Genomic DNA, 24,545 nt, shown 5'->3' with positions numbered 1-24,545 from the left:
CATGCGGGCACTGGTGAAGGCCGAGCGCGCCGAAGGCCTGGTGATGCGGGACGAGCCCGTGCCGCGGATCGGGCCGGACGACATCCTGATCAAGGTGGCGAAAACCGGCATCTGCGGCACCGATCTCCACATCTGGAAGTGGGACGAATGGGCGGAGAAGACCATCCCCGTGCCCATGGTGGTGGGCCATGAATTCGCCGGCGTGGTGACGGAGGTCGGTTCCCACGTGCGCAGCGTGAAGGTGGGCGACCGCGTCTCTGGCGAGGGTCACCTGATCGGCATGAAGAGCCGCATGGCGCGGGCCGGGCACTTCCACCTCGATCCGGAAACCAGGGGCATCGGCGTCAACCTGCCCGGCGCCTTCGCGGACTACCTCAGGATCCCCGCCTTCAATGCCATCCATCTGCCGCCGGAGGTGGACGACGAGATCGGCGCCATCCTCGATCCGCTGGGCAATGCGGTGCACACGGCCCTGTCCTTCGATCTCGTGGGCGAGGACGTGCTGATCACCGGGGCGGGTCCCATCGGCATCATGGCCGCCGCCGTCTGCCGCCACGCCGGCGCGCGCCATATCGTGGTGACGGACATCAACGATTACCGCCTCGATCTCTGCGGCAAGGTGACGGATGCGGTGACGGTCAATGTCTCCCGCGAGGATTTGGGCGATGTGATGCACCGCCTGCGCATGAGCGAGGGCTTCGACATCGGCCTTGAAATGTCAGGCGCGCCCAAGGCCCTCGACCAGATGGTGGACCGCATGATCATGGGCGGCAGGATCGCCATGCTGGGCATTCCCTCGGGCCCCACCACGGTCGACTGGAACCGGGTGATCTTCAAATCCCTCACCATCAAGGGCATCTACGGCCGCGAGATGTTCGAGACCTGGTACAAGATGATCGCCATGCTGCAGTCCGGCCTCGACGTGCGCAAAGTGATCACCCACCGCATGAAGGCCGCCGATTACGCGCAGGGCTTCGCGCTGATGAAGCAGGGAAGCTGCGGCAAGGTGGTGCTGGACTGGGGTTGAAGTCCGCTCCGGCCCCACGGGTTCTTCTCCCGTTGGCGAAGCCAATGGGAGAAGGGGCCCGAAGGGCGGATGAGGGCCTCCATCCGCATTGCCGGGCCGCCGGTTCAGGGAGACGTCGGCCTCTCCAGCACGGCCACCGACAGTCCTTGCGGCGCAGCCGAGGCGAGACGGCTCACTGCGAGCTTAAGCGCGGCAAGTTCGGCTTCGAACTTCGCCTCCGCCGCTGTCAACCTCGCCTCCGCCGCTGAAAGCTTGGCCTTCGTGGCCTCCAGTTCCCGCGCCTGCTTCTGATATTCGTTGAGCAGCAGGCTGGGCAGGATTTCGTAGGACACCGAGTCCGGACGGCCCTGTTCGTCATAGACCACGAGGGCGGGCATTACCTTGTCCACTTCCTCGGCGATCAGGCCATACTGCACAGGCTTGCTGCCGTCAGCCTCGGCCTGTTTGTAGCGGTAGGTGACGGGGCGGAGGCCCATCAGCGCATTGCTGGCATCGCCCATGCTGTGGACGTCTTCCTTGTAGCGCAAGGAGCTCCGCGAGGTGGCGAGCTGGCCATTGGCGTCCACCAGCACCGGGCGCGAGCCCTTGGCCGCCTTCGTGGCGAAAATGCCGGCCACGAAGGCGCGGGTCTGCGTCGTGCCGCCGATGCGGATGGTGTTCGACTCGTCCGCCACGCCCACATTGCCGATGGCGATGTTGTTCGCGCCGCTGGTCCAGCTCTTGCCCGCCTCATAGCCCAGCGCGGTGTTGTTGGAGCCCGTGGTGTTGGCGGACATCGCGCCGGCACCGCTGGCGGTGTTGTTGCCGCCGGTGGTGTTCTGGTTCAGCGCGTTGACGCCCGACGCGGTGTTGTTGTTGCCGGTGGTGTTCTTGTTCAGCGCGTTGACGCCCGAGGTCGTGTTATTGCTGCCCGTGGTGTTCTGCTGCAGCGACAAGGCGCCCGAGGCGGTGTTGTTGCCGCCGGTGGTGTTCTGGTTCAGCGCATTCATGCCAGCCGCCGTGTTGTTGATGCCGCCCGCCTGGTTGCTGGCGAGCGCGCCCGCGCCGATCATGGTGATGTTCTCGCCGGGAATGACCGGCGCGACGCCAAGCTGGCCGTTCCCGTTGATCATCACCGTCCGGCCATCGGCGATCGAATTGCCGACAACACCCGCCATGAAAGCCCGGGTCTGCGTGCCAGCCGTGCCGATGCGGATCGTCTTGTCGTCACCCGCCACGCCCGCATTGCCGAGCGCGATGTTGTTCGAGCCCGTGGTCAACTGCGAACCGGCCTGATAGCCCACGGCGATATTGTTGCTGCCCGTGGTGTTGTTTTGGAGCGCATAAGTCCCGGTGGCGATGTTGTTGCTGCCCGTGGTGTTGTACACGAGCGCAGCATGCCCGGTGGCGCTGTTTCTGTCGCCCGTGGTGTTGGAAGACAGCGCAGAAACACCGGTGGCGCTGTTGAAGTTGCCCGTGGTGTTGTAATACAGCGCTGATGCACCGGTGGCGCTGTTGTAGCTGCCCGTGGTGTTGGACATCAGCGCAAAAATCCCGGTGGCGCTGTTGGAGTCGCCCGTGGTGTTGTAATACAGCGCTGATGCACCGGTGGCGCTGTTGCCGCCGCCCGTGGTGTTGGAATACAGCGCAAAACTCCCGGTGGCGCTGTTGGCGCCGCCCGTGGTGTTGGAAGATAGCGCACGAAACCCGACGGAGATGTTGTTGCTGCCCGTGGTGTTGGAAGACAGCGCATAAGTCCCGGTGGCGCTGTTGTTGCCGCCCGTGGTGTTGTTCGTCAAGGCGCCCGTGCCGATGCAGGTGTTCGAGCCCGTGCTGCCGGTCCCAAGAACGCAGGGGTCGGCCAGGGCGGCCTTGGGGAGGCCTGCGAGGGCGGTGAGGGTGAGAAGGGCGGCGGCGAGTGCGCGGCGGGGCATGGAAGGTCTCCTTGTGGGTTGGTGTTGCTGGTCAGGCACGGCATGGACCGCGGGAGCAGCCCGGCAGAAAGTCAGGTATTCACAAGTCTATATGATGAAGACCTCTTGCGGCAAGCGGCTTTGACTCGCCCTGATGTTGAATGACCAAGCGGCATGCCGCGTCACCGGTTGCCGCGATGGCCAGGCGGATCGCAATTCCCTCATCCCGGCAAAGCCGGACATAAGCAGGCCGGAGTCCGGCCCTCGCCGGACTGACGGTCGGTTCACGTCAGCGCCCGCGGTGATGCCCGGATCAGGTCCGGGCGCCAGCGGGGTGTTTCCTCACGGCTGGCTGGCGGCCACCTTCACGGCGGGAAGCCGCCGGTCCGCCTTGCCATTCCTCCCGGCGAGGGCTAGGGAGGGAACGGAAATCCCCTTCGCTCCCCATCGGGTCCATCCCATGCTGAATGTCTATGGCGCGGCCAATGGCTGCCTGACCGAATTCCCGGCCGATCCGTCGGAGCTGCCGCCCGATGCCGTGTGGATCGACCTGGTCGAGCCCACCGCCAATGAGGAATCCAAGGTCGAGGGCGTGCTGGGGATCGACATCCCGACGCGCGAGGAGCTGGCCGAGATCGAGGCATCTTCCCGGCTCTACCAGGAGGATGGCGCGGTGTTCATGACCGCGAACTTGATCCGCCGCGGCGACAATGACGAGGCGGAATCCTCCCCCGTCACCTTCATCGTCAAGGACAACACGCTCATCACCGTGCGCTACCACCACCCGCAGGCCTTTCCGGCCTATGTGAGGCGGGCGATGAAGTCGCAGTCCGCCTCGATGAGCGGCTGGGGCATCCTGATCTCGCTGCTCGAAGCGGTGATCGACCGCGCCGCCGACCACCTCGAACGCGCCGGTCAGATCGTTGACGAGACCTCGAAAAAGACCTTCCGCGCCAAGCGCACGCTGGCCGGCGTTCACAAGCAGAACCCGAGGAAGGGCGTCAACCTGCAGGAGCTGATCGAGAACATCGGCGAGGAGGGCGACTTCGTCTCCAAAATGCGCGAGAGCCTGGTCTCCATCGGCCGGGCCGTGGCCTTCATGCAGGCCATCGTCGACCAGCAGTTCGACAAGAAGCAGGCCAAGGAAAACATCGGCCACATCAAGATCCTGCAGCGCGACATCGTGTCCCTCACCGACCATGCCACATTCCTCTCGGGCAAGATCAGCTTCCTGCTCGACGCCGTGCTGGGCCTCATCTCCATCGAGCAGAACGGCATCATCAAGATCTTCTCGGTGGCCGCCGTCGTCTTCCTGCCGCCCACGCTGGTCGCCTCGATCTATGGCATGAACTTCGAATTCATGCCGGAGCTGCAATGGCAATGGGGCTATCCCCTGGCGCTCGGCCTCATGGTGCTCTCCGCGGTGCTTCCCTATTACTATTTCAAGGTCAAGGGCTGGCTTTGATGCCGGTGGTGTTCTGGGTGGCGCTCGGCGGCGCCATCGGCTCGGCGGCGCGCTATGGCGTCAATGTCTGGTCCGGGCGGATGTTCGGCACGGAGTTTCCGTGGCAGACGCTGATCGTCAACACACTCGGCTGCTTCGTCATGGGCGTTCTCGCCGAGATGATGGCGCTGAAGCTGAACGCCGGGCAGGAAACCCGCGCCTTCCTGACCACCGGCATTCTTGGCGGCTTCACCACTTTCTCCGCCTTCTCGCTCGACGTCGCCTATCTGGTGGAGAGAAAGCAGGTCATGGCGGCGGGCGGCTATGCCATCGCCTCTGTGGCGATCCCGCTCCTCGCCGTGTTCGCCGGCATAAACCTCGTCCGCACGCTTTACGCATGAGCGAGGTCAGGCGGCACGAGGTCTCGGCGGAGGAGGCCGGCATGCGGCTCGACCGCTGGTTCAGGGCGCATTTTCCGCAGGTGACCTTCGCCTATCTCAACAAGCTCACCCGCACCGGCCAGGTGCGCGTGGCCGGCGCGCGCGCCAGGACCAACACCAGGCTCGAGGCCGGGCAGGAAATCCGCGTGCCGCCCCTGGCCTTCGACACGCGCCCCGCCGATGCGCCCAGGGGCGTGGTGAAACCCCTGACCCCGCCGGAGCGCCGGTTGTTCGACTCCATGGTGCTCCACGAGGACCGCGACATCTTCGTTCTCAACAAACCTTCGGGCTTCGCGGTGCAGGGTGGAAGCAAGACGCATCATCACCTCGACGGCCTGCTGATGGGGCTGGGCGCGGAGCTGGGCGAGCGCCCCTTGCTCGTTCACCGGCTGGACCGTGACACCTCGGGCGTGATCGTGATTGCGAGGCGCCGCGCGGTTGCCGCGGCTCTCGGCAAGCTCTTCGCCACAAGGGCGGTGAAGAAGACCTACTGGGCCGTGGTCAAGGGCGTGCCGGAGCCCGCGCAGGGCCGCATCGAGGTGGCCCTCATCAAGGCCAAGGGTCCGGAAGGCGACCGCATGCGCGCCTCGCGCGAAGGCGAGGAGGAGGACGAGCAGCGCGCCGTCACCTTCTACAACGTGCTCGACCGCTCAGCCCCCGTTGCCGCCTGGGTGTCCTTGAAGCCCGTCACCGGCCGCCAGCATCAACTCCGCGCCCACATGGCGCATATCGGCACGCCGATCTGGGGCGACGGGAAATATGGCGGGCTCGAGGGCCTGCCGGAGGGCATGGACAGGAAGCTCCACCTCCACGCCCGGCGCATCGTCTTCCCGCATCCGCGCGAGGGGACGGTCGATATCTCCGCGCCGCTGCCGGAGCATTTCCTCAAGACCTTCGCGCTCTTCGACTTCGACGCCGGCCGCTTCGCGGAAGGCCAGGCCTGACATGACCGCGCGCCGCCGCTTCTACAAGGATGTGACCGTTACGGGGGAACTCGGCATCGCGCTTGACGGGCGGCCGGTGAAGACCCCGATGAAGGCGCCGCTGAGGCTTCCCACCCGGGCGCTCGCCCGCATCGTCGCCGCCGAATGGGCGGAGCAGGGCGATGAGATCACGCCCGCCACGATGTATTTCACCAAGCTCGCCAACACGGCGATCGACCGGGTGGCCAAGCATCGCGCGGCAATCGTGCGGGAGGCGGTTGACTATGCCAATTCGGACCTCGTCTGCTACCGCACCGACCGGCCGCCGGAACTGGTGGCGCGCCACGTCGGGGCCTGGGACCCGATCATCGACTGGGCCATGACCGATCTCGACGCCCCCTTCGAGGTGACCGTCGGCATTCTCCACCGCCCGCAGCCCCAGGCGGCGCTGGCCGCCTTCGGCGAGGCGGTGAAGGCCTTGAGCGACTTCGAACTGGCCGCCTTCCATTCGATCATGACGCTCACCGGTTCGGCGCTCATCGCCATGATGCTGGCCCGCCAGGCGGCCACGCCCGAAGCGGCCTGGGCCGCCGCCCATGTGGACGAGGACTATCAGACCGGGCACTGGGGTGAGGACGCCGAGGCCCAGGCCCGCCGCGCCGCCCGCCATGCCGAGTTCATGGCCTGCTGCCGGTTCATGGCACTGGCCAGGGGGTAGCCTTAAGGCTGATTTGACGGGGTGCTCCGGCGGCCTTAACACCGGAGAAACACAGGAATTCAGCGGAGTGCGCCATGCAGGATATCCTTGAGAAGCTTGAAGCCCGCCGCGTCCGGGCGCGGGCCGGTGGCGGGGAGAAGCGTGTCGCCGCGCAGCATGCCAAGGGCAAGCTGACGGCCCGTGAGCGCATCGATCTGCTGCTCGACGAAGGCTCGTTTGAGGAGTTCGACATGTTCGTCGAGCACCGCTGCACTGACTTTGGCATGGAAGACCAGAAGCTTCCGGGCGATGGCGTGGTGACGGGCTGGGGCACGGTCAATGGCCGCGTGGTCTATGTCTTCGCCAAGGACTTCACGGTGTTCGGCGGCTCGCTTTCGGAGGCGCATGCCCGCAAGATCACCAAGATCCAGGACATAGCGCTGCGCAACCGCGCCCCCATCATCGGCCTGTTCGACGCCGGCGGCGCCCGCATCCAGGAGGGTGTGAACGCCTTGGGAGGCTATGGCGAGGTGTTTCAGCGCAACGTGCTCTCCTCCGGCGTCATCCCGCAGATTTCCGTCATCATGGGCCCCTGCGCGGGCGGCGACGTCTATTCGCCCGCCATGACGGATTTCATCTTCATGGTGCGCGACACGAGCTACATGTTCGTCACCGGCCCTGACGTGGTGAAGACCGTCACCAACGAGACAGTGACGGCGGAAGAGCTCGGCGGCTCCTCCGTCCACACCACGAAATCCTCGATTGCCGACAAGGGTTACGAGAACGACGTCGAAGCCCTGCTGCAGATGCGCCGGCTGCTCGATTTCCTGCCGTCCTCCAACACCTCGGCCCTGCCGGAGCTCCCCGGCTTCGACAGCCCCGAGCGCATCGACCACTCGCTCGACACGCTGATCCCGGCCAATCCGAACCAGCCCTATGACATGAAGGAGCTGATCCTGAAGGTGGCCGACGAGGGCGACTTCTTCGAGATCCAGGAGGCGCATGCCCGCAACATCATCACAGGGTTCGCCCGCATCAACGGGCGCACCGTGGGCATTGTGGCGAACCAGCCGATGGTGCTGGCGGGCGTGCTGGACAGCGACGCGGGCCGCAAGGGCGCGCGGTTCGTGCGCTTCTGCGACTGCTTCAACATCCCGATCGTGACGCTGGTGGACGTGCCCGGCTTCCTGCCCGGCACGGCGCAGGAATATGGCGGCCTCATCAAGCACGGCGCCAAGCTGCTCTTCGCCTATGCCGAGGCGACCGTTCCCAAGATCACCGTCATCACCCGCAAGGCCTATGGCGGGGCCTATGTCGTCATGGCCTCGAAGCACCTGCGGGGCGACGTGAACTATGCCTGGCCCACCGCCGAAATCGCCGTCATGGGCTCCAGGGGCGCGGCCGAGATCATCTACCGCGGCGAACTCTCGGATGCGGCCAGGATCCAGGCCCGCGTGAAGGACTATGAGCAGCGCTTCGCCAATCCCTTCGTCGCCGCCGAGCGCGGCTTCCTCGACGAGGTGATCATGCCGCATTCGACAAGGAAGCGCATCGCCCGGGCGCTCGACATGCTGCGCCACAAGGAACTGCAGAACCCCTGGAAGAAGCACGACAACATTCCGTTGTGATTCCGGCTTGACGAAACGTCATGGCGGGTTCATTACTGCCGGGGAGGGCTCCGTTGTGGCCCGGCTTGCATCGTGAAGGTGCTTTTCTCTTGCCAACGAGGGGCGGTCCATGGCGGTTGAACAACTCAACATCAGGCCTCTGTTCCGCGCGACCGAAGTGCCCTGTGACGGGCAAGCCGGAGACGTGCTGATCGTAACGCCCCTGTCCGAAAAGGACGTGGACCCGGACAAGCCTGGCAATGTGCAGGTCTTCATCTGCACACGCGCGTCCAATGCCGAGACGGGGCCCGCCATATGGTCGCGCCTGCGCTTTGATGGCTACGCCACCTGTAAGCGCCCCTTGCCCAAGCCAGTGAAGGACATACCCGAGCTGGCGGGCGGCTGACGCCGCGCCGTTCCATGACGTGCAGCCCCGCAACGTACCGATCACCGGAGGATGGCCATGGCCAAGCTGACGATCAGGACTGACACCAAGGAAATTACAATCAACGCCGTCTCGGATGGCCCCGGCCTGGTGGCCGAGACGTCGTCGGCGGCAATGGACCCTGCGATCTCCGGCGTGGCCACCAATCCTGCAGGCAGCGGTGCCGGTCTCATCGGGCAGACTTTCGGCAGCGGCGCGGGCGTGGTCGGCCTAGGCAACGACAGAGGCCTCGGGGGCTTTTTCCAAAGCGTCACGCGCGGGGCGCTGGTGTGCGAAACGCGATCCGCGGTGGAAGCCGCCGCTGCCGTGTTCCAGAAGAATCCTGCCGGTGTCTCGGCCCTGCATGTGGAGCACATCACGGATGGCACGGCCGCCTTCTTCAAAGGTAATGTGATCGTCACCGGCGACGTGTCGTTTCCCGGCGCCGACTGCGCTGAGGAGTTCGCCGTCGCCGATGCCGCCCCGGCCGAGGCCGGCAGCGTCATGGTCATGGCGGCGGACGGGCGTCTGCTGCCATGCACCGAGGCCTATGACCGTGCGGTGGCCGGTGTGGTGGCCGGTGCGGGCAGCCTGCGTCCCGGCATCGTCATGGGGCGGGATCCGGCTGACACCCGCCCGCGCTCGCCGATTGCGCTGGTCGGGCGCACCTTCTGCAAGGTCGATGCGGCGTACGGCGCAATCGCCGCGGGGGACCTGCTGACCTCCTCGGCCACGCCGGGCCATGCAATGAAGGCCGCCGACCCCGCGCGGGCCTTCGGCGCCGTCATCGGCAAGGCCATGGCGCCGCTCGCTGCGGGCACGGGCCTCATTCCGATACTTGTCGCGCTGCAGTGAGGGCTGCGTGCCATGCGCAATGTCCGGGCCTTCGTCGAACGCAGCGGCAATTCCAGCCTGCGGGGCTATTTCGGCTCGGATGCGGTGGACTTCGATCCGCCAAGCCTGAGCCTGCGCCAGAACATCCGCAAGGACCTGGCCAAGCGCGTCTATGACCTTGCCTCCGGTGCCACCGGCGACGACGAGGAGGACGAGATCCGGGACCTCATGGCGGGGGCGGTTAATTCCTATGAACTGATCCGCATGATGCAGGCGATCGGCGGCTGGCCGGGGCTCGACGATGAATTGCCCGAAAGCCATCTTGACGACATCGCGCAGCGTCTCATGCGTGTGCTGGACCAGCGGGATTATGCGCCCCATCGCCTGGGGCGGCGGCATCTCACCGTGCTCGACTACGACGCTCCGCCCACGCTGGACCAATGCTTCCGCCACTTCCTGCTGGCGTGGCCTGCACCGTTCCGCGGCGACGAAATCGACTTGATCCTGGCGGACAAGCAGCGCCTGCTGAAGGATGTGACGCGGGCAGCCCTGCGTGAGCGGGTGGTTATGGCGGGCGCTGCCACCATCGACCCCGCCACGGTTACCCAGTATGCCGGGGCCGGCTTGCACCGAGGGGGCGAATTGGTGGCGCTGATGCACGAGACGAGGTACACCCTGCGCATTTGCTCGGCCTTGGCTCGCCTCGATTACTTTCCGCTCTATGACGTTATTCTTGACATGGCGCGGCCGCTGCCAGTCACCACTGCCCAGCGCATCGCATGCCGTGACACATGCGTGCGCCTGCAGCCGGAGTTCGCCGCCGCTGCGCGGCTGGTCGCCCTCGCCGGCAGCGGCGAGGCCAAGGCCACGGTCAACCGCTTCACCAATGCGCTGCAGGCCGCCATCGACAATTTCCCGGCGGCGCCCAATCCTGGCATACTCAATGCTGTTGCAGCGGCGCTGAACGGCGTGGCCGGCAGCATCGCCGATTTGGTGACGCTGGTGTCCAATTTGCCGGAGGCGCTGCTTGGCGAGATCTCCGTTGCCTCCATTCTGGGGACTGACGAGGATGACAAAGCCCGGCTGATCGCCAGCGAGCTCCACGCGCTTTCGCTCCTGGGACAGGCACCATTCCGGGTCAAAACTGCCATGATCAACGCGCTGCTCAGCGGATCGACCGACGATGATGACGAGATCGCCATCATCCGTATCCTGGAAGAGAGCCGCGCCCTGTGCCAGGCCGAAGTCTACCAGCTGTCCGCGGCGGCCACCTGGGAGTCTCTTTATTCATGTGTGGATGGTGACGAGTACGACATTCTGGAAAGCGTGCTCGACGAACCGGCCTGACGGCGCGAGACAGGTCCGTGGCCACTGCTGTAACATGCGGACATGGACATCACCCTTCTTGCCGCCCGCCTTGGCCTCGCGCTGGCGCTGGGCTTCGTGATCGGCCTCGATCGCGGCTGGAAGGAGCGGGACGAGGCGGAAGGCCAGCGTGCTGCCGGCATCCGCACCTTTTCGCTGATCGGCCTGCTGGGCGGGCTGTTCGGCGCGCTGTCGCTGGGCGGTGACCGCATTCTGCTGGCGGCAGGCTTCATTGCCACCTCCGCCGTGATGGCGGCCTTCATCTGGCGCGAGAATGCGCGCGAGGGCGTCTATAGCGCCACGTCCATGGTGGCCGTCCTCGTCACCTTCGCGTTGGGCGCCCTCGCCGTGCTTGGCGACATACGCATCGCCTCCGGAGCCGGCGTGGTGACTGTGGCGCTCCTGGCCCAAAAGCCGGCGCTGCACAGCTTCCTGTCGCGCCTCACCGCGCAGGAACTGCGCTCCGCCCTTCTGCTCGCGGCGATGACCTTCATTGCCCTGCCGCTGCTGCCCGACCGCGCCATCGATCCGTGGGGAGCGCTCAATCCACACCAGCTGTGGCTGATCACCATTCTCATCGCCGCTGTTTCTTTCGCAGGCTATGTCGCGGTCAAGCTCGCCGGGCCGTCACGCGGGCTGGTTCTGGCGGCGGGCATGGGCGGGCTTGTGTCCTCCACGGTGGTCAGCCTCACGCTCGCCCGCCTCGCCAGGGACAATGCCGCCCGCCTCGGGCTTCTCGCCGGGTGCATCCTGCTGGCGGGTGGCGTGATGATGGCGCGTGTGCTGGTGCTGGTGGGCGTCATCAATCTGCCGCTCGCGCTGGATCTCGCAGCACCGCTGCTGGGCGCGGCGCTGTTCCAGGGTCTTGCCGCCTGGCTGCTGATCGGCCGCGACGGCCGGGATGGCGGGGCCGGGCCCGAAGGCCTTGTCCACAAGAACCCCTTCCTGCTTTCCGAGGTGCTGAAGTTCGGCGCGCTGCTGGGCATCGTGATGCTCGCCGCGGGCATCGGCAAGACCATGTTCGGCAACAGCGGCCTCATGGCGGTGGCGGGAATATCCGGGCTGGCGGACGTCGATGCGCTCACCCTCTCCGTGGCCAATATGGTTCCCGTATCCCCTGTTGCCGTTGCGGCAATCCTCCTCTGCGTGGGCGTCAACACCGGCGCCAAAGCGGTCTATGCCGGGATCGTCGGCGGCATGAGGCTGGGGCTAATCCTCTTTGTGCTGAGCATGGCGGCCATGGCCGTGGCCGTGGCGAGCCATGTTCTGATACCGTCCCCACATTTCTGAGGGGGATTGCACCGTGCCTGACCGCCGCGCCGCTTGTCGCGCGGCAAGGGCTGCGCCTCTTGGGCGGTCAGGCGGGGCCCACCGCCGGAAGCCTTGCCCGCAGGCTGGCGGGCAGCAGCGCCATGACGGCGCGGCGCAGTGGCCGCCAGGCGGCGGAGAGCATCAGCACCACCGCGCCCACCGCCAGTGTCGATACGGCAAAGGATGCGGAGTGTAGGCCCACTGCGGTGATCAGCGTGCCAGCCGCATAGGCCAGATAGGCCAGTGAAGAGACGAGGATCGCCCGGCGGTCCACCACCAGCGCCACGATGGCCAGAACCAGGAAGACGATCATCACCTGAATAGCCGACGCGAGCGAGGCCTCATCCGCCATCATCGGCATCAGGATCGGGTGCACGATCAGCGGTGCGGCCAGCAGGTGCAGCCAGAAGGCGATGTCGGTGCGCCGCGTCTGGCGGGTGAGGTCCGAGGTATCGAACCACATGGCGAGCGCAAACACCGCGAGGCCCATCGGCACGAAGACCGCGATGGGGTAATCCGCGGGGAGGTTCGGCGCCACGATCTGGCACAACGCCAGCAGGATCGAGGCGAGGGCCGCTGCCCCGGCCGCGACGGTCACCGGCACATTGAAGCGCATCCAGTGCGCATAGGCGCCAAGTGCGGCGACCATGCCCGCTGCCAGCATCGCGCCGGGAGAGAGATCGTTCGGGAGCGCGTCGCTCACCACCAGCATGACGGCGAGAAAGACCGACGCGACGAAGCTGAAGAGCAGCGCGATGCTCGGCAGCGCCAGGCGGCGCTTCCGCGTGAAGAACTCCGCCAGCGCCCAGCTTGCGGCGGCAACAACCGGCGCCGCCAGCATCTCGCTGACAGTGAGAAGCAGATAGCTGAGCGCGCCAAGGAACATGACAAGCCCGATGGTGACGAAAATGTCGTTGAAGCCGGTCACGAGCCGCAGCTTCTCGTCATCCGGGTCGGCTGTGTCTGGCGGCGTTGCGTTGGTGGCAAGGAAGGGCTCCAGCCGCCGCGCCGTCTGCTGGTCAATCACGCCTGCGCGCACCGCGGCTGCAAGTCCCGCGCTTAAATCCCGATCATTCTTCATGACCAGCAGATTGTGTGGACTGCGCGATGAGGTCAAGCTGGTTTCATTCCTCTCCCCCATGAATGTGGGGGCGAGGGGGAAAGGGGAGTTAAACCCTCTCGCCCACCAGATCATATTCCTCCGCCCCGATGATCCGCACACGGACCATGTCGCCGGGCTTGAGGCCGGTCTCGCCAGGCAGGAACACGTTGCCGTCGATCTCCGGCGCATCCCAGGGCGAGCGGGCTATGGCTTCGTCGTTCTCCGTGTCGATTTCGTCGACGAGCACGTCGATTTCGCGGCCAACCTTGCCCTGGAGGATCTCCGCGGAGATTTCCTGCTGCGCCGCCATGAAGCGCTCCCAGCGCTCCTGCTTTACCCCGTCGGGCACCTGGGCCAGGCCCAGATCGTTGGCCGTCGCACCGGAGACCGGCTCATACTTGAAGCAGCCGGCGCGCTCGATGCGGGCTTCCCTCATCCACTGCAGCAGATAGTCGAAGTCCTCCTCCGTCTCGCCGGGGAAGCCGACGATGAAGGTGGAGCGGATGGCGATGTCCGGGCAGATCGACCGCCACATGGCGAGGCGGTCCAGCACCTTCTCCTGGTTCGCCGGGCGCTTCATCGCCTTCAGCACATTGGGGGCCGCGTGCTGGAAGGGGATGTCGAGATAGGGAAGGATCCTGCCCTCCGCCATCAGCGGGATCACCTCGTCGACATGCGGGTAGGGATAGACGTAATGCATGCGCACCCAGGCGCCGAGGCCGCCGAGTTCCCTCGCCATGTCGAAGAACTTCGCGCGCACCTCGCGGCCATGGAACTTTGATGTCTGATACTTGATGTCGACGCCATAGGCGGAGGTGTCCTGGCTGATGACGAGCAGTTCCTTCACACCCGCCTTCACCAGCCGCTCCGCCTCATGGAGCACCGAGGCGACGGGGCGCGAGGCGAGGTCGCCGCGGATCGAGGGGATGATGCAGAAGGAGCAGCGGTTGTTGCAGCCTTCGGAAATCTTCAGATAGGCATAATGTTTCGGCGTCAGGCGCAGGCCCTGCGGCGGCACGAGATCCGTCTTCGGGTCATGCACCGGCGGCAGCGCCTTGTGGACCGCGCCCACCACGGCCTCATACTGGTGCGGACCGGTGACGGCGAGAACGCCGGGATGAGCCTTCATGATGGTGTCGGCCTCCACCCCCATGCAACCGGTCACAATCACCCGGCCGTTCTCGGCCATGGCCTCGCCGATGGCGGCAAGCGACTCCGCCTTGGCGCTGTCCAGAAAGCCGCAGGTGTTGACGATCACCACGTCGGCATCGTCATAGCCGGGCGACATCACATAGCCCTCCGCGCGGAGCTGGGTGATGATGCGCTCGGAATCAACCAGCGCCTTGGGGCAGCCGAGGGAGACGAGGCCGATCTTGGGGACGTGCTTGTTCATGAGGCGGTGCATAGCGGAGGGGGGCGGAAAGCGCAATTCTCAGGCTCCCCGCGGCACTTCACGAACTGCTCGCCTTCGGGCATAATCCGGTTTATCGGCAAAAGTGCGTTGCAAATGCGATTTGCAGTGGGGAAAACGGGACATGATTTCGAGACGCAACATGATCATGGCGCTGGGCGCCGCACTGGCCCCCGCCGCGGCGCAGGCCGCCACCGGCCCCACGCCGTCGCCGGCAGAGAAGTCGAAGCCCGTCGCCAAGAAGCCGGCAGCTGCCAAGAAGCCGACACCCAACAAGCAGGCCGTCAAGAAAAAGGCCCCCCCGGCGCCCCCGCGCCTCATCATCACCGTCAATAAGGTGAGCCAGAAGATGACGGTGGAGCTCGACGGGGAGCAAATTTACAAGTGGCCAATCTCAACGGGTGCCGCCGGATACGACACGCCCTCGGGCACCTTCAGGCCCTTCCGCATGGAGAAGGAGCATTTCTCCAAGGAGTGGGACGATGCGCCCATGCCCTATTCGATCTTCTTCACCGGCGAGGGTCACGCGCTGCACGGCAGCTACCACGTGAAGAGCCTCGGCCGCCGCGCCTCCCACGGCTGCGTGCGCATCCTGCCGGAGAATGCGGCAAAGCTCTTCGCGCTGGTCCAGAAAACCGGCATGAGCAACACCCGCGTGGTGGTCAACGGCGGCTTCTTCGGCAACGGCGGCATCGGTTCCGACTGGCCGAAGAAGAACCCTTTCTCACTCTGGTTCGACTGAGCAAAGGGGGCCACGGCGCGGCTGCGCGGCGGAACGCCGGAACCGCCAGAGTGATTGGGAGAGCTCTTTCGTCCGAGGTGGTAACGCTTGGCCGTCAGGGATGTTGAAGCCATTGTGCAGCGGAGGCGGATTGCGGGAAAGCCGTTCCTTGACAAACCGCCCCCTCCATGCGCCTAAAGCATTTTCAGGCCAAGTGGACACCCGGTTGACCGTCGAAAATGCGACCAAACAAAGAGATAGATCAGGTTTCGATTTCGCTGAACCGAAACCTGCTCCAGCGCCCCGAACGTCCTGATTTGTGAGGATTTCAATGCACGCCTACCGCAGCCACACCTGTGGCCAGCTCCGCCCCGGCAATGCCGGGCAGGACATTCGCCTCTCCGGCTGGGTTCACCGTGTCCGTGATCATGGCGGCGTGCTGTTCATCGACCTGCGCGACCATTACGGCATGACCCAGGTGGTGGCGGACCCGGATTCGCCTGCCTTCAAGGCGGCTGAGAAGGTGCGCTCCGAATGGGTGATCCGGGTTGACGGCAAGGTGCGCCCGCGGCCCCCCGGCACCGAGAACCATGATATGCTGACCGGCCTGATCGAGATCTTCGCCACCGGCATTGAGGTGCTGGCCCAAGCGGCTGAACTGCCGCTGCCCGTGTTCGGCGACACCGAATATCCGGAGGACACCCGGCTGCGCTACCGCTTCCTCGATCTCCGCCGCGAGCGCATCCACAAGAACATCATGAAGCGTGGAGCAATCATCAATTCGCTTCGGCGGCGCATGGTGGAGCAGGGCTTCTTCGAGTTCCAGACGCCGATCCTCACCGCGTCCTCGCCCGAGGGTGCGCGCGACTTCCTCGTGCCGTCGCGCATCCACCCCGGCAAGTTCTATGCGTTGCCGCAGGCGCCGCAGCAGTTCAAGCAGCTGATCATGATGTCGGGCTTCGATCGCTATTTCCAGATCGCGCCCTGCTTCCGCGACGAGGACGCCCGCGCCGACCGCAGCCCGGGCGAGTTCTACCAGCTCGACATCGAGATGAGCTTCGTCACCCAGGACGACGTGTTCAACGCGGTGGAGCCGGTCTTGCGCGGCGTGTTCGAGGAATTCGGCGGCGGGCTTCCCGTGACGCAGAAATTTCCGCACATCGCCTACCGTGACGCGATCCGCTGGTATGGCTCCGACAAGCCGGACTTGCGCAACCCGATCAAGATGCAGGCCGTCACCGAGCACTTCAGGGATTCAGGCTTCAAGGTCTTCGCCGGCATGATCTCAGGCGATCCCAAGGTTGAGGTCTGGGCCATTCCGGCGCCCAAGGGCGGAAGCCGCGCCTTCTGCGACCGCATGAATTCCTATGCGCAAAGCCAAGGCCAGCCGGGTTTGGGCTATGTCTTCTGGCGCGAGGGTGAGGAGGGTGGCGCTGGCCCCATCGCCAAGAACATCGGCCCGGAGCGCACCGATGCGATCCGCAATCAGCTGGGCCTCGGCGTGGGCGACGCCTGCTTCTTCGTCGCCGGTCGTCCGGAGAAATTCTACAAATTCGCCGGCGAAGCGCGGAACAAGGTGGGCGAGGAACTGAACCTCACGGCCAAGGACCGCTTCGAGTTCTGTTGGATTGTCGACTTCCCGATGTATGAGTGGAATGAGGAGGAGAAGAAGGTTGACTTCTCGCACAACCCCTTCTCCATGCCGCAAGGGGGGCTGGAGGCGCTGGAGACGAAGGACCCGCTCGACATCCTCGCCTATCAGTACGACATCGTCTGCAACGGCGTGGAGCTGTCGTCGGGCGCCATCCGCAACCATCGCCCGGAGGTGATGAAGAAGGCCTTCGAGATCGCGGGTTATCCTGAGAGCGTGCTGCTCGAAAAATTCGGTGGCATGTACCGCGCCTTCCAATATGGCGCACCGCCGCATGGTGGCATCGCGCCGGGCGTGGACCGCATCGTCATGCTCCTCTGCAACGAGCCCAACATCCGCGAGGTGGTGCTGTTCCCCATGAACCAGCAGGCCGAGGACCTGCTGATGGGGGCACCCTCCGAGGTGACGCCCAAGCAACTGCGCGAACTCCACATCCGGCTGAACCTGCCGGAGGCGTGAGGGCGCTTGCCGCGAATGAGAAACGCCCGGGCGGGTGCCCGGGCGTTTTCGTTTGGTCAGCTGGAGCATGATCCGCAAAAGTGAAACCGGTTTTGCGATAAGATCATGCTCAAGCTTTTGATCTGGCGGATGTTCCGTCCAGGCGATTCCGCCTGAACGGAACATGCGCGAGGCCGGAGCCTCACTCGTTCGCCATCACCGTCACGCCCAGCCTGGTGATGGCGTCGCCGGGCTTGGCGGGGTCGAGCGCGCTGATTTCGGAGACCTTCATCGGGGCCGCCGGTTTGATGCTCAGCATCAGGCTCTTGGGGTCGGCGAGGAATTTGGTCACCGCGTCCACCGCCTGCTTTGTCAGCGCCTCGTTCTGGAACTGCACGAAGGTCAGCTGCACCGTGGGCGGAATGGAGGCCAGCAGCACCTTCTCGTCCATGCCCCGCGCGGCGGCGATCAGCGGCAGAACCTTCCTGGTGATCGAGGCGTCGTCAAAGCGCAGGGACGCGCCCTTGACCTCGACTCCCTGCAGCTGCGGCGAGAGGGCAGCGAGGTCGAGGCTCTTGCCGGCCATCTGGTCCTGCAGCATCCGGGCATAGGCGGCAACCGGCAGCCTGTCGATGGAGCCCATAAGGCTCAGCGATCCCACATCGCGCGCGCCGAACGACAGGCTGAAGCTGTAGGCAAGATCGTCGCCCGAGGCCGCCAGATCGCTCTTCGTGCTCAGGTCGATGCTGAGGCCGTCGTAGCCCAACTGCTTCCACATGTCGCCGCCGTCGAAGGAGGCGAGGGTGGAGCCGGGGATCGCAAGGTTGCCGACCTTCAGCGTATACTGGCCCATGCCGGTGGCGGAGTCGCCGTTCCAGGCGGTGTCGATGCTGTCGATCTTCACCGTCTGGCCGGAGGCGGTGATGGTGATCGGCCCGCTCGTCATCTTGTTGGCGAAGGTGATGTTGGAAAGCATCTCGTCCCTGGGCGCAGGCGAGGCAGGCAGGGCGCGGATGTACCAGCCCTCGGCCGAGGCGCCGGGAATGCTCATCGAGAGATTCGCGTCCTTGTCGGTGATCTCGACGGAGGTGTTGGTGAAGCGCGCCTCGCCCACCTTCCACAGCGAATTGCCCTGGTCTGCAATGCCGGTGAAGGTTACCTCCGCCGTCTTCACGCTCAGCGCCGCGTCATTGTCCCTGGCAGGCTTGCTGAGCGCCAGATTGGTGATGGTGACGTTGCCGCCGTCCACCTTCAGGCTGTCATAGGTCGGCGTGACCGAGGTCTGCCGCTGAAGGTTTTCGAGGAAGGCCTTGACCGCCGGGGGCGCCTCCTGCGCCTGGGCGAGGCCCGGCACAAGGGCGGCAGACGACAGGCAGGCGGCGGCGAGGCATTTACGGATCCGGTTCATGAAGACTCCTGGAGAAGGGCAAGGGTATGTTGATCGAGAATACGCGAACACCTCATCAACGTCACGACATTATGGCAGACTTGCACCGCCACCGTGGCCGTTGCTAAAGAAAGAAGGTAAGACTGGAGAGAGTTGAATGCGCATAATCCTCTTGGTTTTCATGCTGGCGCTGTTGTCGGCGGCCGGGTTGACGGCCCCGGCCTGTGCGGCCACAACGCCCGCGGCAAGCGAGCAGCAGCAGATTCCGCTGAAGAAGAAGCGGCAGGCCGCCGAGGCCAGGAAGAAGGTCGACGCAAAGAAGGCTGCGGACGCCAGGAAAGCGGCGGAGGCCAGAAAGGCCGCCGCAGCGCGCAAGCAAGCGGCGGCGCGGCGGCAAGCGAACCAGCTGGGCTGGGCCTGCGACGGCTTCCTCGAATGCCTGTTCCAGAACCGCAACAAGCCACGCGCCGGCGTGCAGCGCGCCTCAACGGGGGCCTCCTCCCGGGCTGTGCCGGACGAGGCCACGGGCGAGAACATCGTCTGGGCGCCCGCCTCCAAATACGCCATCGGCTCGATTGTCGTCTCCACACCGGAGCGCGCCCTTTACTTCGTCACGGGGCCCGGCCAGGCGCGGCGCTACAGCGTGGGCGTCGGCCGCGAGGGCTTCCAGTGGTCGGGCGCCTCCAGCATCGTCAGCAAGGCCGAGTGGCCGACCTGGCGGCCGCCGCCGGAGATGATCAGGCGTGAAGCGGCCAAGGGCAATATGCTGCCAACCGAGATGGCCGGGGGCCCCGAGAACCCGCTCGGTGCGCGCGCCTTGTATATCGGCGGCAAGATCTACCGCATCCACGGCACCAATGCGCCCTCCTCGATCGGCGCGGCGGCGTCATCGGGCTGCATCCGCATGATGAATGCCGATGTGGTCGAGCTCTATGACAAGGTGAGGATCGGCGCCAAGGTCTATGTTTACCAGTGATCCCGCCGGAGCGAACACGAAGGGCCGCGGCAAGCCGCGGCCCTTTTCGTTTGGGTGCAAGGGGCCCAAAAAGAACTGACCCCGGAGGCTTGCGCCGTCCGGGGTCCAGTCCTGAAGTCTCGTAAGACTACTTCTTGGCGGCCTTCTTGGCCGGCTTCTTGGCGGCCTTCTTAGCCGGCTTCTTGGCGACCTTCTTGGCGGCCTTCTTGGCAGGCTTCTTCGCAGCTTTCTTCGCAGCCATTGCTGTCTCTCCTAGAGTTGTTAGTGCCCCACAACGCAGGCAAGCCTCACACAGACGGGCAAGCTGGCATGTGCAATCCGTACTTGACCAGTCATCGTGGTGTTTTCTGCACCCGCTAGTGTGATTCGGCAATATGCCGAACGACGTTCGGCACCCTCGCGGATTCTCTCTAACAATCGGTAAACGCTCGGAAAAACCGCAAAACAATACGTATACGGACAAAATCCGCCGTTCACCGAAAAAACCCAATGAAACAAGGGGTTTTCCCACTCGTCAGCCTACGGACGAACTGCGCTTTCCGCGCCTCTGTCAGCAGCGGTTCCGTGTCAAGGCCGCCTGTGGGCGCGGCCAAGAATGTGTGGATAATTTTTCGGCGAGGAGGTTTTCGAAGTCCGCTTGAAGCAAGTCAGAAGGCCTCTGAACGCCCATCGGCCTATCACCGATGACGCGTCGTGCGCGCGTGAGAAGTTCTCCACCGCCCATCCTTGCGCGCAAAAGCAGAGAGGCCGGAACATGCCCGGCCTCTCCCGCGTCCCGCATTGTCTGCTTGCGATTACGAGCAGCCGCTGGTCGAGCCGCAGGTGTCGCACTTGAGGCATGTGCCGTTGCGCAGCATGGTGAAGTTGCCGCACTCGGAACAGCTCTCGCCCTCATAGCCCTTCATGCGCGCTTCGGCGCGGCGGTCGTTGGCCGCAATCAGCGAGGTGGTGGTCTCCACCGCCACCGCCAGTTCCTGGCGCGTCACCGTCACCTGGGCCGGCGCATCGGCAAGCGCCAGCGCACCGTCGGCGCGCGCGCTCGCCGCCTGCGCGCCTGACATCACCACCACGTTGGAGGAGGCGAGGTTGGGCTTCCTCACGAAACCGGAGGAGAGCACGCGCGATGCGGGCAGGCGCGGCGCATCGCCCGAGGCTTCGCCCTTGCCGAGCGAGTCGAAGCCCATTTCCGAGGGCTCGACATGCGCGAGGTCGGTGCGGCCGAGATAGGACACGGCCAGCTCGCGGAACACATAGTCGAGAATCGAGGTGGCGTTCTTGATCGAATCGTTGCCCTGCACCATGCCGGCGGGCTCGAACTTGGTGAAGGTGAAGGCGTCGACGAACTCCTCCAGCGGCACGCCGTACTGAAGGCCGACCGACACCGCGATGGCGAAATTGTTCATCATGGCGCGAAGGGCGGCACCTTCCTTGTGCATGTCGATGAAGATTTCGCCCAGCTTTCCGTCGTCATATTCGCCGGTGCGGAGATAGACCTTGTGGCCGCCCACCACCGACTTCTGGGTATAGCCCTTGCGCCGGTTGGGAAGCCTGAGGCGCGAGCGCTCCCGCTCCACCACGCGTTCCACGATCTTCTCGACCACCGTTTCGACCCGGGCGGCCACCGTCTTGGTCATCAGCGCCTCCGCCACATCGTCCGAATCCGCGTCATCATCGGCGAGCAGCTGCGAGGACAGCGGCTGGGACAGCTTGGAGCCGTCGCGGTAGAGGGCATTGGCCTTGATCGCCAGCTTCCACGACAGCATGTAGGCGTTGGCGCAGTCCTCCACGGTTGCGTCGTTCGGCATGTTGATGGTCTTGGAGATAGCACCCGAGATGAAGGGCTGACTCGCCGCCATCATGCGGATGTGGCTGTCGACCGAGAGATAGCGCTTGCCCAGCCTGCCGCAGGGGTTGGCGCAGTCGAACACCGGCAGGTGCCCGTCCTCGAGGCCGGGTGCGCCTTCCAGCGTCATCGCGCCGCAGACATGGATGTTGGCCTTGTCGATGTCGGCTCTGGAGAAGCCCAGATGCGCCAGCATGTCGAAGCCGAAGTCGTTGAGCTGCTCGTCCAGGACGCCCAGCGCCGTGCGGCAGAAGTCTTCGCCCAGCGTCCACTTGTTGAACACGAACTTGATGTCGAAGGCAGAGGCGAGGCCCGCCTCGATCCTGGCGATCTGCTCCTCGCCGAAGCCCCTGGCTTTGAGCGCCTTGTGGTCGATGCCGGGGGCATCGGCCAGCGAGCCATGGCCCACGGCATAGGCGATGATCTTCTCGATCTGCTCAGTCCCGTAGCCCAGCGTGCGCAGCGCCTCCGGCACCGCCTGGTTGATGATTTTGAAGTAGCCGCCGCCCGCCAGCTTCTTGAACTTCACCAGCGCGAAGTCGGGCTCGATGCCGGTGGTGTCGCAATCCATGACGAGGCCGATCGTGCCGGTGGGCGCGATGACGGTCGCCTGCGCGTTGCGGTAGCCATGCGCCTCGCCGAGCGAGACCGCGAGGTCCCAGGCGCGGCGGGCGGCGGCGGCCAGGTCCTTGTCCTTCAGGCCGGTCTCGTCAAGCGCCACCGGTCTGGTGCGGAGGCCCTCATAGCCCTCGGCTGCGCCATAGGCCGCGCGGCGGTGGTTGCGCATGACGCGCAGCATGTGCTCGCGGTTCCTGGCGAAGCCGTTGAAGGGACCCAGCTCCCTCGCCATTTCGGCGGAGGTCGCATAGGAGACACCCGTCATGATGGCGGAGATGGCGGCGCAGATGGCGCGTCCCTCGTGGCTGTCATAGGGGATGCCGGCGGTCATCAGCAGGCCGCCGATATTGGCGAAGCCCAGGCCCAGCGTGCGGAACTCGTAGGAGAGCCTGGCGATCTCCCTCGACGGGAACTGCGCCATCATCACCGAAATCTCGAGCACCATGGTCCACAGGCGGACGGCATGCTCGAAGGAGGCGATGTCGAACTTGCCCGTTGCCTGGTCGCGGAACTGCAGAAGGTTCAGCGAGGCGAGGTTGCAGGCCGTGTCGTCGAGGAACATGTATTCCGAGCACGGATTGGATGCGCGGATCGGACCCGAGGCCGGGCAGGTGTGCCAGTCGTTGATGGTGGAGTGATACTGGATGCCGGGGTCAGCCGAGGCCCAGGCGGCATAGGAGATCTTGTCCCACAGCGCCGCGGCCTTGACGGTTTTGGTCACCCTGGAGGTGAGGCGGGACTTCAGCTGCCAGTCAAGGCCGCGCTCGACGGCGAGCAGGAATTCGTCCGTCACGCGCACGGAATTGTTGGAGTTCTGGCCGGACACGGTGCGATAGGCCTCGCCGTCCCAGTCGGTGTCATAGGTGTCGAACGCGAGCTCGGTATAGCCCTGCCTGGCGAATTGGATGACGCGCCTGATGTAATTGTCGGAGACCAGCGCCTTGCGGGCGTCCTTCACCGCGCGCTTCAGCGCGGGGTTCTTGTCGATTTCGAAACAGTCGCCGTCCGGGCCGTCGCAGTTGACGCAGGCCTTCATCACCGCCTGCAGGTGCTTCTTGACCGTCCTGGAGCCGGTGACGAGGGCCGCCACCTTCTGTTCCTCGCGCACCTTCCAGTCGACGAATTCCTCAACGTCCGGATGGTCGACATCGACGATCACCATCTTGGCCGCACGCCTGGTGGTTCCGCCCGACTTGATGGCGCCCGCCGCGCGGTCGCCGATCTTGAGGAAGCTCATCAGGCCCGACGACTTGCCGCCGCCCGACAGCTTCTCGTTCTCGCCGCGCAGATCCGAGAAGTTGGAGCCGGTGCCGGAGCCGTATTTGAACAGGCGCGCCTCGCGCACCCACAGATCCATGATGCCGCCCTCGTTGACGAGGTCGTCGGCCACTGACTGGATGAAGCAGGCATGGGGCTGCGGATGCTCATAAGCCGACTTGGACTTGGTCATGCGGCCGGTTTCGGGATCGACATAATAGTGGCCCTGGCCCGGGCCGTCGATGCCATAGGCCCAGTGCAGCCCGGTGTTGAACCACTGCGGCGAGTTGGGGGCGCACTTCTGCGTGGCGAGCATGAAGCACATCTCGTCAAAAAAGGCGCGCGCGTCCTGCTCGGTGTCGAAATATCTGCCCTTCCAGCCCCAATAGGTCCAGGTGCCGGCGAGGCGGTTGAACACCTGGGTGGACGATTGCTCACCCGTATAGCGCTCCTTCTCGGGCAGCTTGGCGAGGGCCTCCGCGTCGGCCACCGAGCGCCACAGCCACGACGGCACGGTCTCTTCCTCGACGCGCTTCAATGCCGCCGGAACGCCCGCCTTGCGGAAATACTTCTGCGCCAGAATGTCAGTCGCCACCTGGCTCCAGGAGGAGGGGACGTCGATGTCCGCGAGGCGGAAGACAATCGATCCGTCCGGATTCTTGATCTCGCTGGTGGCGCGGCGAAAATCGAGATCGGCGTAAGCGTCCTGCCCTGCCTTGGTATAGCGGCGTTCAATGCGCATTCTTTTCAAGTCCCTCTGTAAAATCGTTGCCGCGAGCACACGAAAACTTATCCGAGCTGCTCCATCCACCCCGTTGCAAGACGCACACACCCGGTTCCCGGAAACTGCCGTCCCCGGCTTGTTCAGCCTGTTCTTTTGAGTGTTCCGCGGAGGATGCGGCTGCCCCCGCAGCCTTCTCCTCTCAACCCCTCAATCATTAACCGGAGTTTAGTCCCCCCAGCCGCCGGGCGTCAATACATAGTGTGTTAACGAAAGATTAACACCATATATTGTGGCACAACGTGCCAGACCTCAACGCAGATGGAAAGTTTCATACGATTCTGCTGGTAAGCTCAAGGACTCCTTCGGCTTATTCGCGCTGTCCACAGGCTGGCCCTCCTCCCCCGGATGGTAAATGACGCCGGAGTCATCGGCAGAAACGGAATGGCGGTGTCC

Annotated in this window: 17 protein-coding genes and 1 pseudogene; 13 read left to right on the top strand and 5 right to left on the bottom strand. The window is 64.9% G+C overall.

Features of this window, described 5'->3' with window-relative positions; all coding sequences use genetic code 11:
• The first annotated feature begins 1 nt into the window (after position 1).
• Positions 2–1,027: an L-threonine 3-dehydrogenase gene (tdh, locus tag IOC69_RS06315; protein WP_290542693.1), complete on the top strand. Its 1,026-nt coding sequence runs from the start codon at positions 2–4 to the stop codon at positions 1,025–1,027.
• Positions 1,028–1,131: 104 nt separating this feature from the next.
• On the opposite strand, the gene IOC69_RS06310 is transcribed toward tdh, so the two are convergent.
• Positions 1,132–2,940, bottom strand: coding sequence for a tail fiber domain-containing protein (locus tag IOC69_RS06310; RefSeq protein ID WP_290542692.1), 1,809 nt, complete (start codon positions 2,938–2,940; stop codon positions 1,132–1,134).
• Between the two features lie 439 nt (positions 2,941–3,379).
• Between IOC69_RS06310 and corA the strand changes: the two genes are divergently transcribed.
• The 9 genes from corA (at position 3,380) to IOC69_RS06265 (ending at position 11,943) form a co-directional block, all read left to right on the top strand.
• Positions 3,380–4,384: a magnesium/cobalt transporter CorA gene (gene corA, locus IOC69_RS06305; RefSeq protein WP_290542691.1), complete on the top strand. Its 1,005-nt coding sequence runs from the start codon at positions 3,380–3,382 to the stop codon at positions 4,382–4,384.
• Positions 4,384–4,764 (top strand): fluoride efflux transporter CrcB, encoded by a 381-nt coding sequence (crcB, locus tag IOC69_RS06300; RefSeq protein ID WP_290542690.1) that lies wholly within the window; start codon positions 4,384–4,386, stop codon positions 4,762–4,764. Before corA ends, crcB begins: the two co-directional genes overlap by 1 nt.
• Positions 4,761–5,747: an RluA family pseudouridine synthase gene (locus IOC69_RS06295; protein ID WP_290542689.1), complete on the top strand. Its 987-nt coding sequence runs from the start codon at positions 4,761–4,763 to the stop codon at positions 5,745–5,747. The genes crcB and IOC69_RS06295 overlap by 4 nt, the downstream gene beginning before the upstream one ends.
• A 1-nt stretch (position 5,748) precedes the next feature.
• Positions 5,749–6,444, top strand: coding sequence for an ATP12 family chaperone protein (locus IOC69_RS06290; RefSeq protein WP_290542688.1), 696 nt, complete (start codon positions 5,749–5,751; stop codon positions 6,442–6,444).
• Positions 6,445–6,518: 74 nt separating this feature from the next.
• A complete protein-coding gene (locus IOC69_RS06285; protein ID WP_290542687.1) occupies positions 6,519–8,051 on the top strand; it encodes an acyl-CoA carboxylase subunit beta in 1,533 nt (510 codons plus the stop codon).
• A 109-nt stretch (positions 8,052–8,160) separates the two neighbouring features.
• Positions 8,161–8,436 (top strand): hypothetical protein, encoded by a 276-nt coding sequence (locus tag IOC69_RS06280; protein ID WP_290542686.1) that lies wholly within the window; start codon positions 8,161–8,163, stop codon positions 8,434–8,436.
• 57 nt (positions 8,437–8,493) lie between these two features.
• Positions 8,494–9,309 carry a hypothetical protein gene (locus IOC69_RS06275; protein ID WP_290542685.1) on the top strand — a complete coding sequence of 272 codons (816 nt, stop codon included), beginning with the start codon at positions 8,494–8,496 and terminating at the stop codon, positions 9,307–9,309.
• A 12-nt stretch (positions 9,310–9,321) separates the two neighbouring features.
• Positions 9,322–10,635, top strand: a complete 1,314-nt coding sequence (locus IOC69_RS06270) for a hypothetical protein (RefSeq protein WP_290542684.1) — start codon at positions 9,322–9,324, stop codon at positions 10,633–10,635.
• Between the two features lie 42 nt (positions 10,636–10,677).
• Positions 10,678–11,943 carry a DUF4010 domain-containing protein gene (locus IOC69_RS06265; protein WP_290542683.1) on the top strand — a complete coding sequence of 422 codons (1,266 nt, stop codon included), beginning with the start codon at positions 10,678–10,680 and terminating at the stop codon, positions 11,941–11,943.
• Between the two features lie 67 nt (positions 11,944–12,010).
• Here IOC69_RS06265 and IOC69_RS06260 read toward each other — a convergent pair whose 3' ends face one another.
• Together IOC69_RS06260 and rimO are read right to left on the bottom strand one after the other, a co-directional pair.
• The gene (locus IOC69_RS06260; protein ID WP_290542682.1) at positions 12,011–13,045 is read right to left on the bottom strand and encodes a hypothetical protein; all 1,035 of its coding nucleotides are present in this window, start codon (positions 13,043–13,045) and stop codon (positions 12,011–12,013) included.
• An 88-nt stretch (positions 13,046–13,133) separates the two neighbouring features.
• Positions 13,134–14,459, bottom strand: coding sequence for a 30S ribosomal protein S12 methylthiotransferase RimO (gene rimO, locus IOC69_RS06255; protein ID WP_290542681.1), 1,326 nt, complete (start codon positions 14,457–14,459; stop codon positions 13,134–13,136).
• 334 nt (positions 14,460–14,793) lie between these two features.
• On the opposite strand from rimO, the pseudogene IOC69_RS06250 reads away from it, so the two are divergent.
• Positions 14,794–15,147, top strand: a pseudogene (locus tag IOC69_RS06250) (L,D-transpeptidase); the annotation flags it as partial.
• Between the two features lie 382 nt (positions 15,148–15,529).
• Complete coding sequence (gene aspS / locus IOC69_RS06245) at positions 15,530–17,308, top strand: aspartate--tRNA ligase (RefSeq protein ID WP_290542680.1); 1,779 nt, start codon at positions 15,530–15,532, stop codon at positions 17,306–17,308.
• 181 nt (positions 17,309–17,489) lie between these two features.
• On the opposite strand, the gene IOC69_RS06240 is transcribed toward aspS, so the two are convergent.
• Positions 17,490–18,695 (bottom strand): hypothetical protein, encoded by a 1,206-nt coding sequence (locus IOC69_RS06240; protein ID WP_290542679.1) that lies wholly within the window; start codon positions 18,693–18,695, stop codon positions 17,490–17,492.
• A 136-nt stretch (positions 18,696–18,831) separates the two neighbouring features.
• Between IOC69_RS06240 and IOC69_RS06235 the strand changes: the two genes are divergently transcribed.
• The gene (locus IOC69_RS06235) at positions 18,832–19,650 is read left to right on the top strand and encodes a L,D-transpeptidase (protein WP_290542678.1); all 819 of its coding nucleotides are present in this window, start codon (positions 18,832–18,834) and stop codon (positions 19,648–19,650) included.
• A 794-nt stretch (positions 19,651–20,444) separates the two neighbouring features.
• On the opposite strand, the gene IOC69_RS06230 is transcribed toward IOC69_RS06235, so the two are convergent.
• Positions 20,445–24,110, bottom strand: a complete 3,666-nt coding sequence (locus tag IOC69_RS06230; protein ID WP_290542677.1) for a vitamin B12-dependent ribonucleotide reductase — start codon at positions 24,108–24,110, stop codon at positions 20,445–20,447.
• Positions 24,111–24,545: the final 435 nt, after the last annotated feature.

It is taken from the genome of Aestuariivirga sp. (assembly GCF_020252405.1).
Taxonomy (GTDB): Bacteria; Pseudomonadota; Alphaproteobacteria; order Rhizobiales; family Aestuariivirgaceae; genus Aestuariivirga.
Note: the sequence above shows the minus strand (reverse complement) of the source record. Positions and strands in the feature narration are given on the sequence as shown.

What these genes read in the sequence shown, in the direction of transcription:
- rimO (WP_290542681.1), bottom strand. Translation starts at nt 14,459, where the DNA reads ATGAACAAGCACGTCCCCAAGATCGGCCTCGTCTCCCTCGGCTGCCCC.
- IOC69_RS06275 (WP_290542685.1), top strand. Translation starts at nt 8,494, where the DNA reads ATGGCCAAGCTGACGATCAGGACTGACACCAAGGAAATTACAATCAAC.
- IOC69_RS06280 (WP_290542686.1), top strand. Translation starts at nt 8,161, where the DNA reads ATGGCGGTTGAACAACTCAACATCAGGCCTCTGTTCCGCGCGACCGAA.
- IOC69_RS06235 (WP_290542678.1), top strand. Translation starts at nt 18,832, where the DNA reads ATGCGCATAATCCTCTTGGTTTTCATGCTGGCGCTGTTGTCGGCGGCC.
- aspS (WP_290542680.1), top strand. Translation starts at nt 15,530, where the DNA reads ATGCACGCCTACCGCAGCCACACCTGTGGCCAGCTCCGCCCCGGCAAT.
- IOC69_RS06310 (WP_290542692.1), bottom strand. Translation starts at nt 2,940, where the DNA reads ATGCCCCGCCGCGCACTCGCCGCCGCCCTTCTCACCCTCACCGCCCTC.
- IOC69_RS06285 (WP_290542687.1), top strand. Translation starts at nt 6,519, where the DNA reads ATGCAGGATATCCTTGAGAAGCTTGAAGCCCGCCGCGTCCGGGCGCGG.
- IOC69_RS06265 (WP_290542683.1), top strand. Translation starts at nt 10,678, where the DNA reads ATGGACATCACCCTTCTTGCCGCCCGCCTTGGCCTCGCGCTGGCGCTG.
- tdh (WP_290542693.1), top strand. Translation starts at nt 2, where the DNA reads ATGCGGGCACTGGTGAAGGCCGAGCGCGCCGAAGGCCTGGTGATGCGG.
- corA (WP_290542691.1), top strand. Translation starts at nt 3,380, where the DNA reads ATGCTGAATGTCTATGGCGCGGCCAATGGCTGCCTGACCGAATTCCCG.
- crcB (WP_290542690.1), top strand. Translation starts at nt 4,384, where the DNA reads ATGCCGGTGGTGTTCTGGGTGGCGCTCGGCGGCGCCATCGGCTCGGCG.
- IOC69_RS06240 (WP_290542679.1), bottom strand. Translation starts at nt 18,695, where the DNA reads ATGAACCGGATCCGTAAATGCCTCGCCGCCGCCTGCCTGTCGTCTGCC.
- IOC69_RS06230 (WP_290542677.1), bottom strand. Translation starts at nt 24,110, where the DNA reads ATGCGCATTGAACGCCGCTATACCAAGGCAGGGCAGGACGCTTACGCC.
- IOC69_RS06290 (WP_290542688.1), top strand. Translation starts at nt 5,749, where the DNA reads ATGACCGCGCGCCGCCGCTTCTACAAGGATGTGACCGTTACGGGGGAA.
- IOC69_RS06295 (WP_290542689.1), top strand. Translation starts at nt 4,761, where the DNA reads ATGAGCGAGGTCAGGCGGCACGAGGTCTCGGCGGAGGAGGCCGGCATG.
- IOC69_RS06260 (WP_290542682.1), bottom strand. Translation starts at nt 13,045, where the DNA reads ATGAAGAATGATCGGGATTTAAGCGCGGGACTTGCAGCCGCGGTGCGC.
- IOC69_RS06270 (WP_290542684.1), top strand. Translation starts at nt 9,322, where the DNA reads ATGCGCAATGTCCGGGCCTTCGTCGAACGCAGCGGCAATTCCAGCCTG.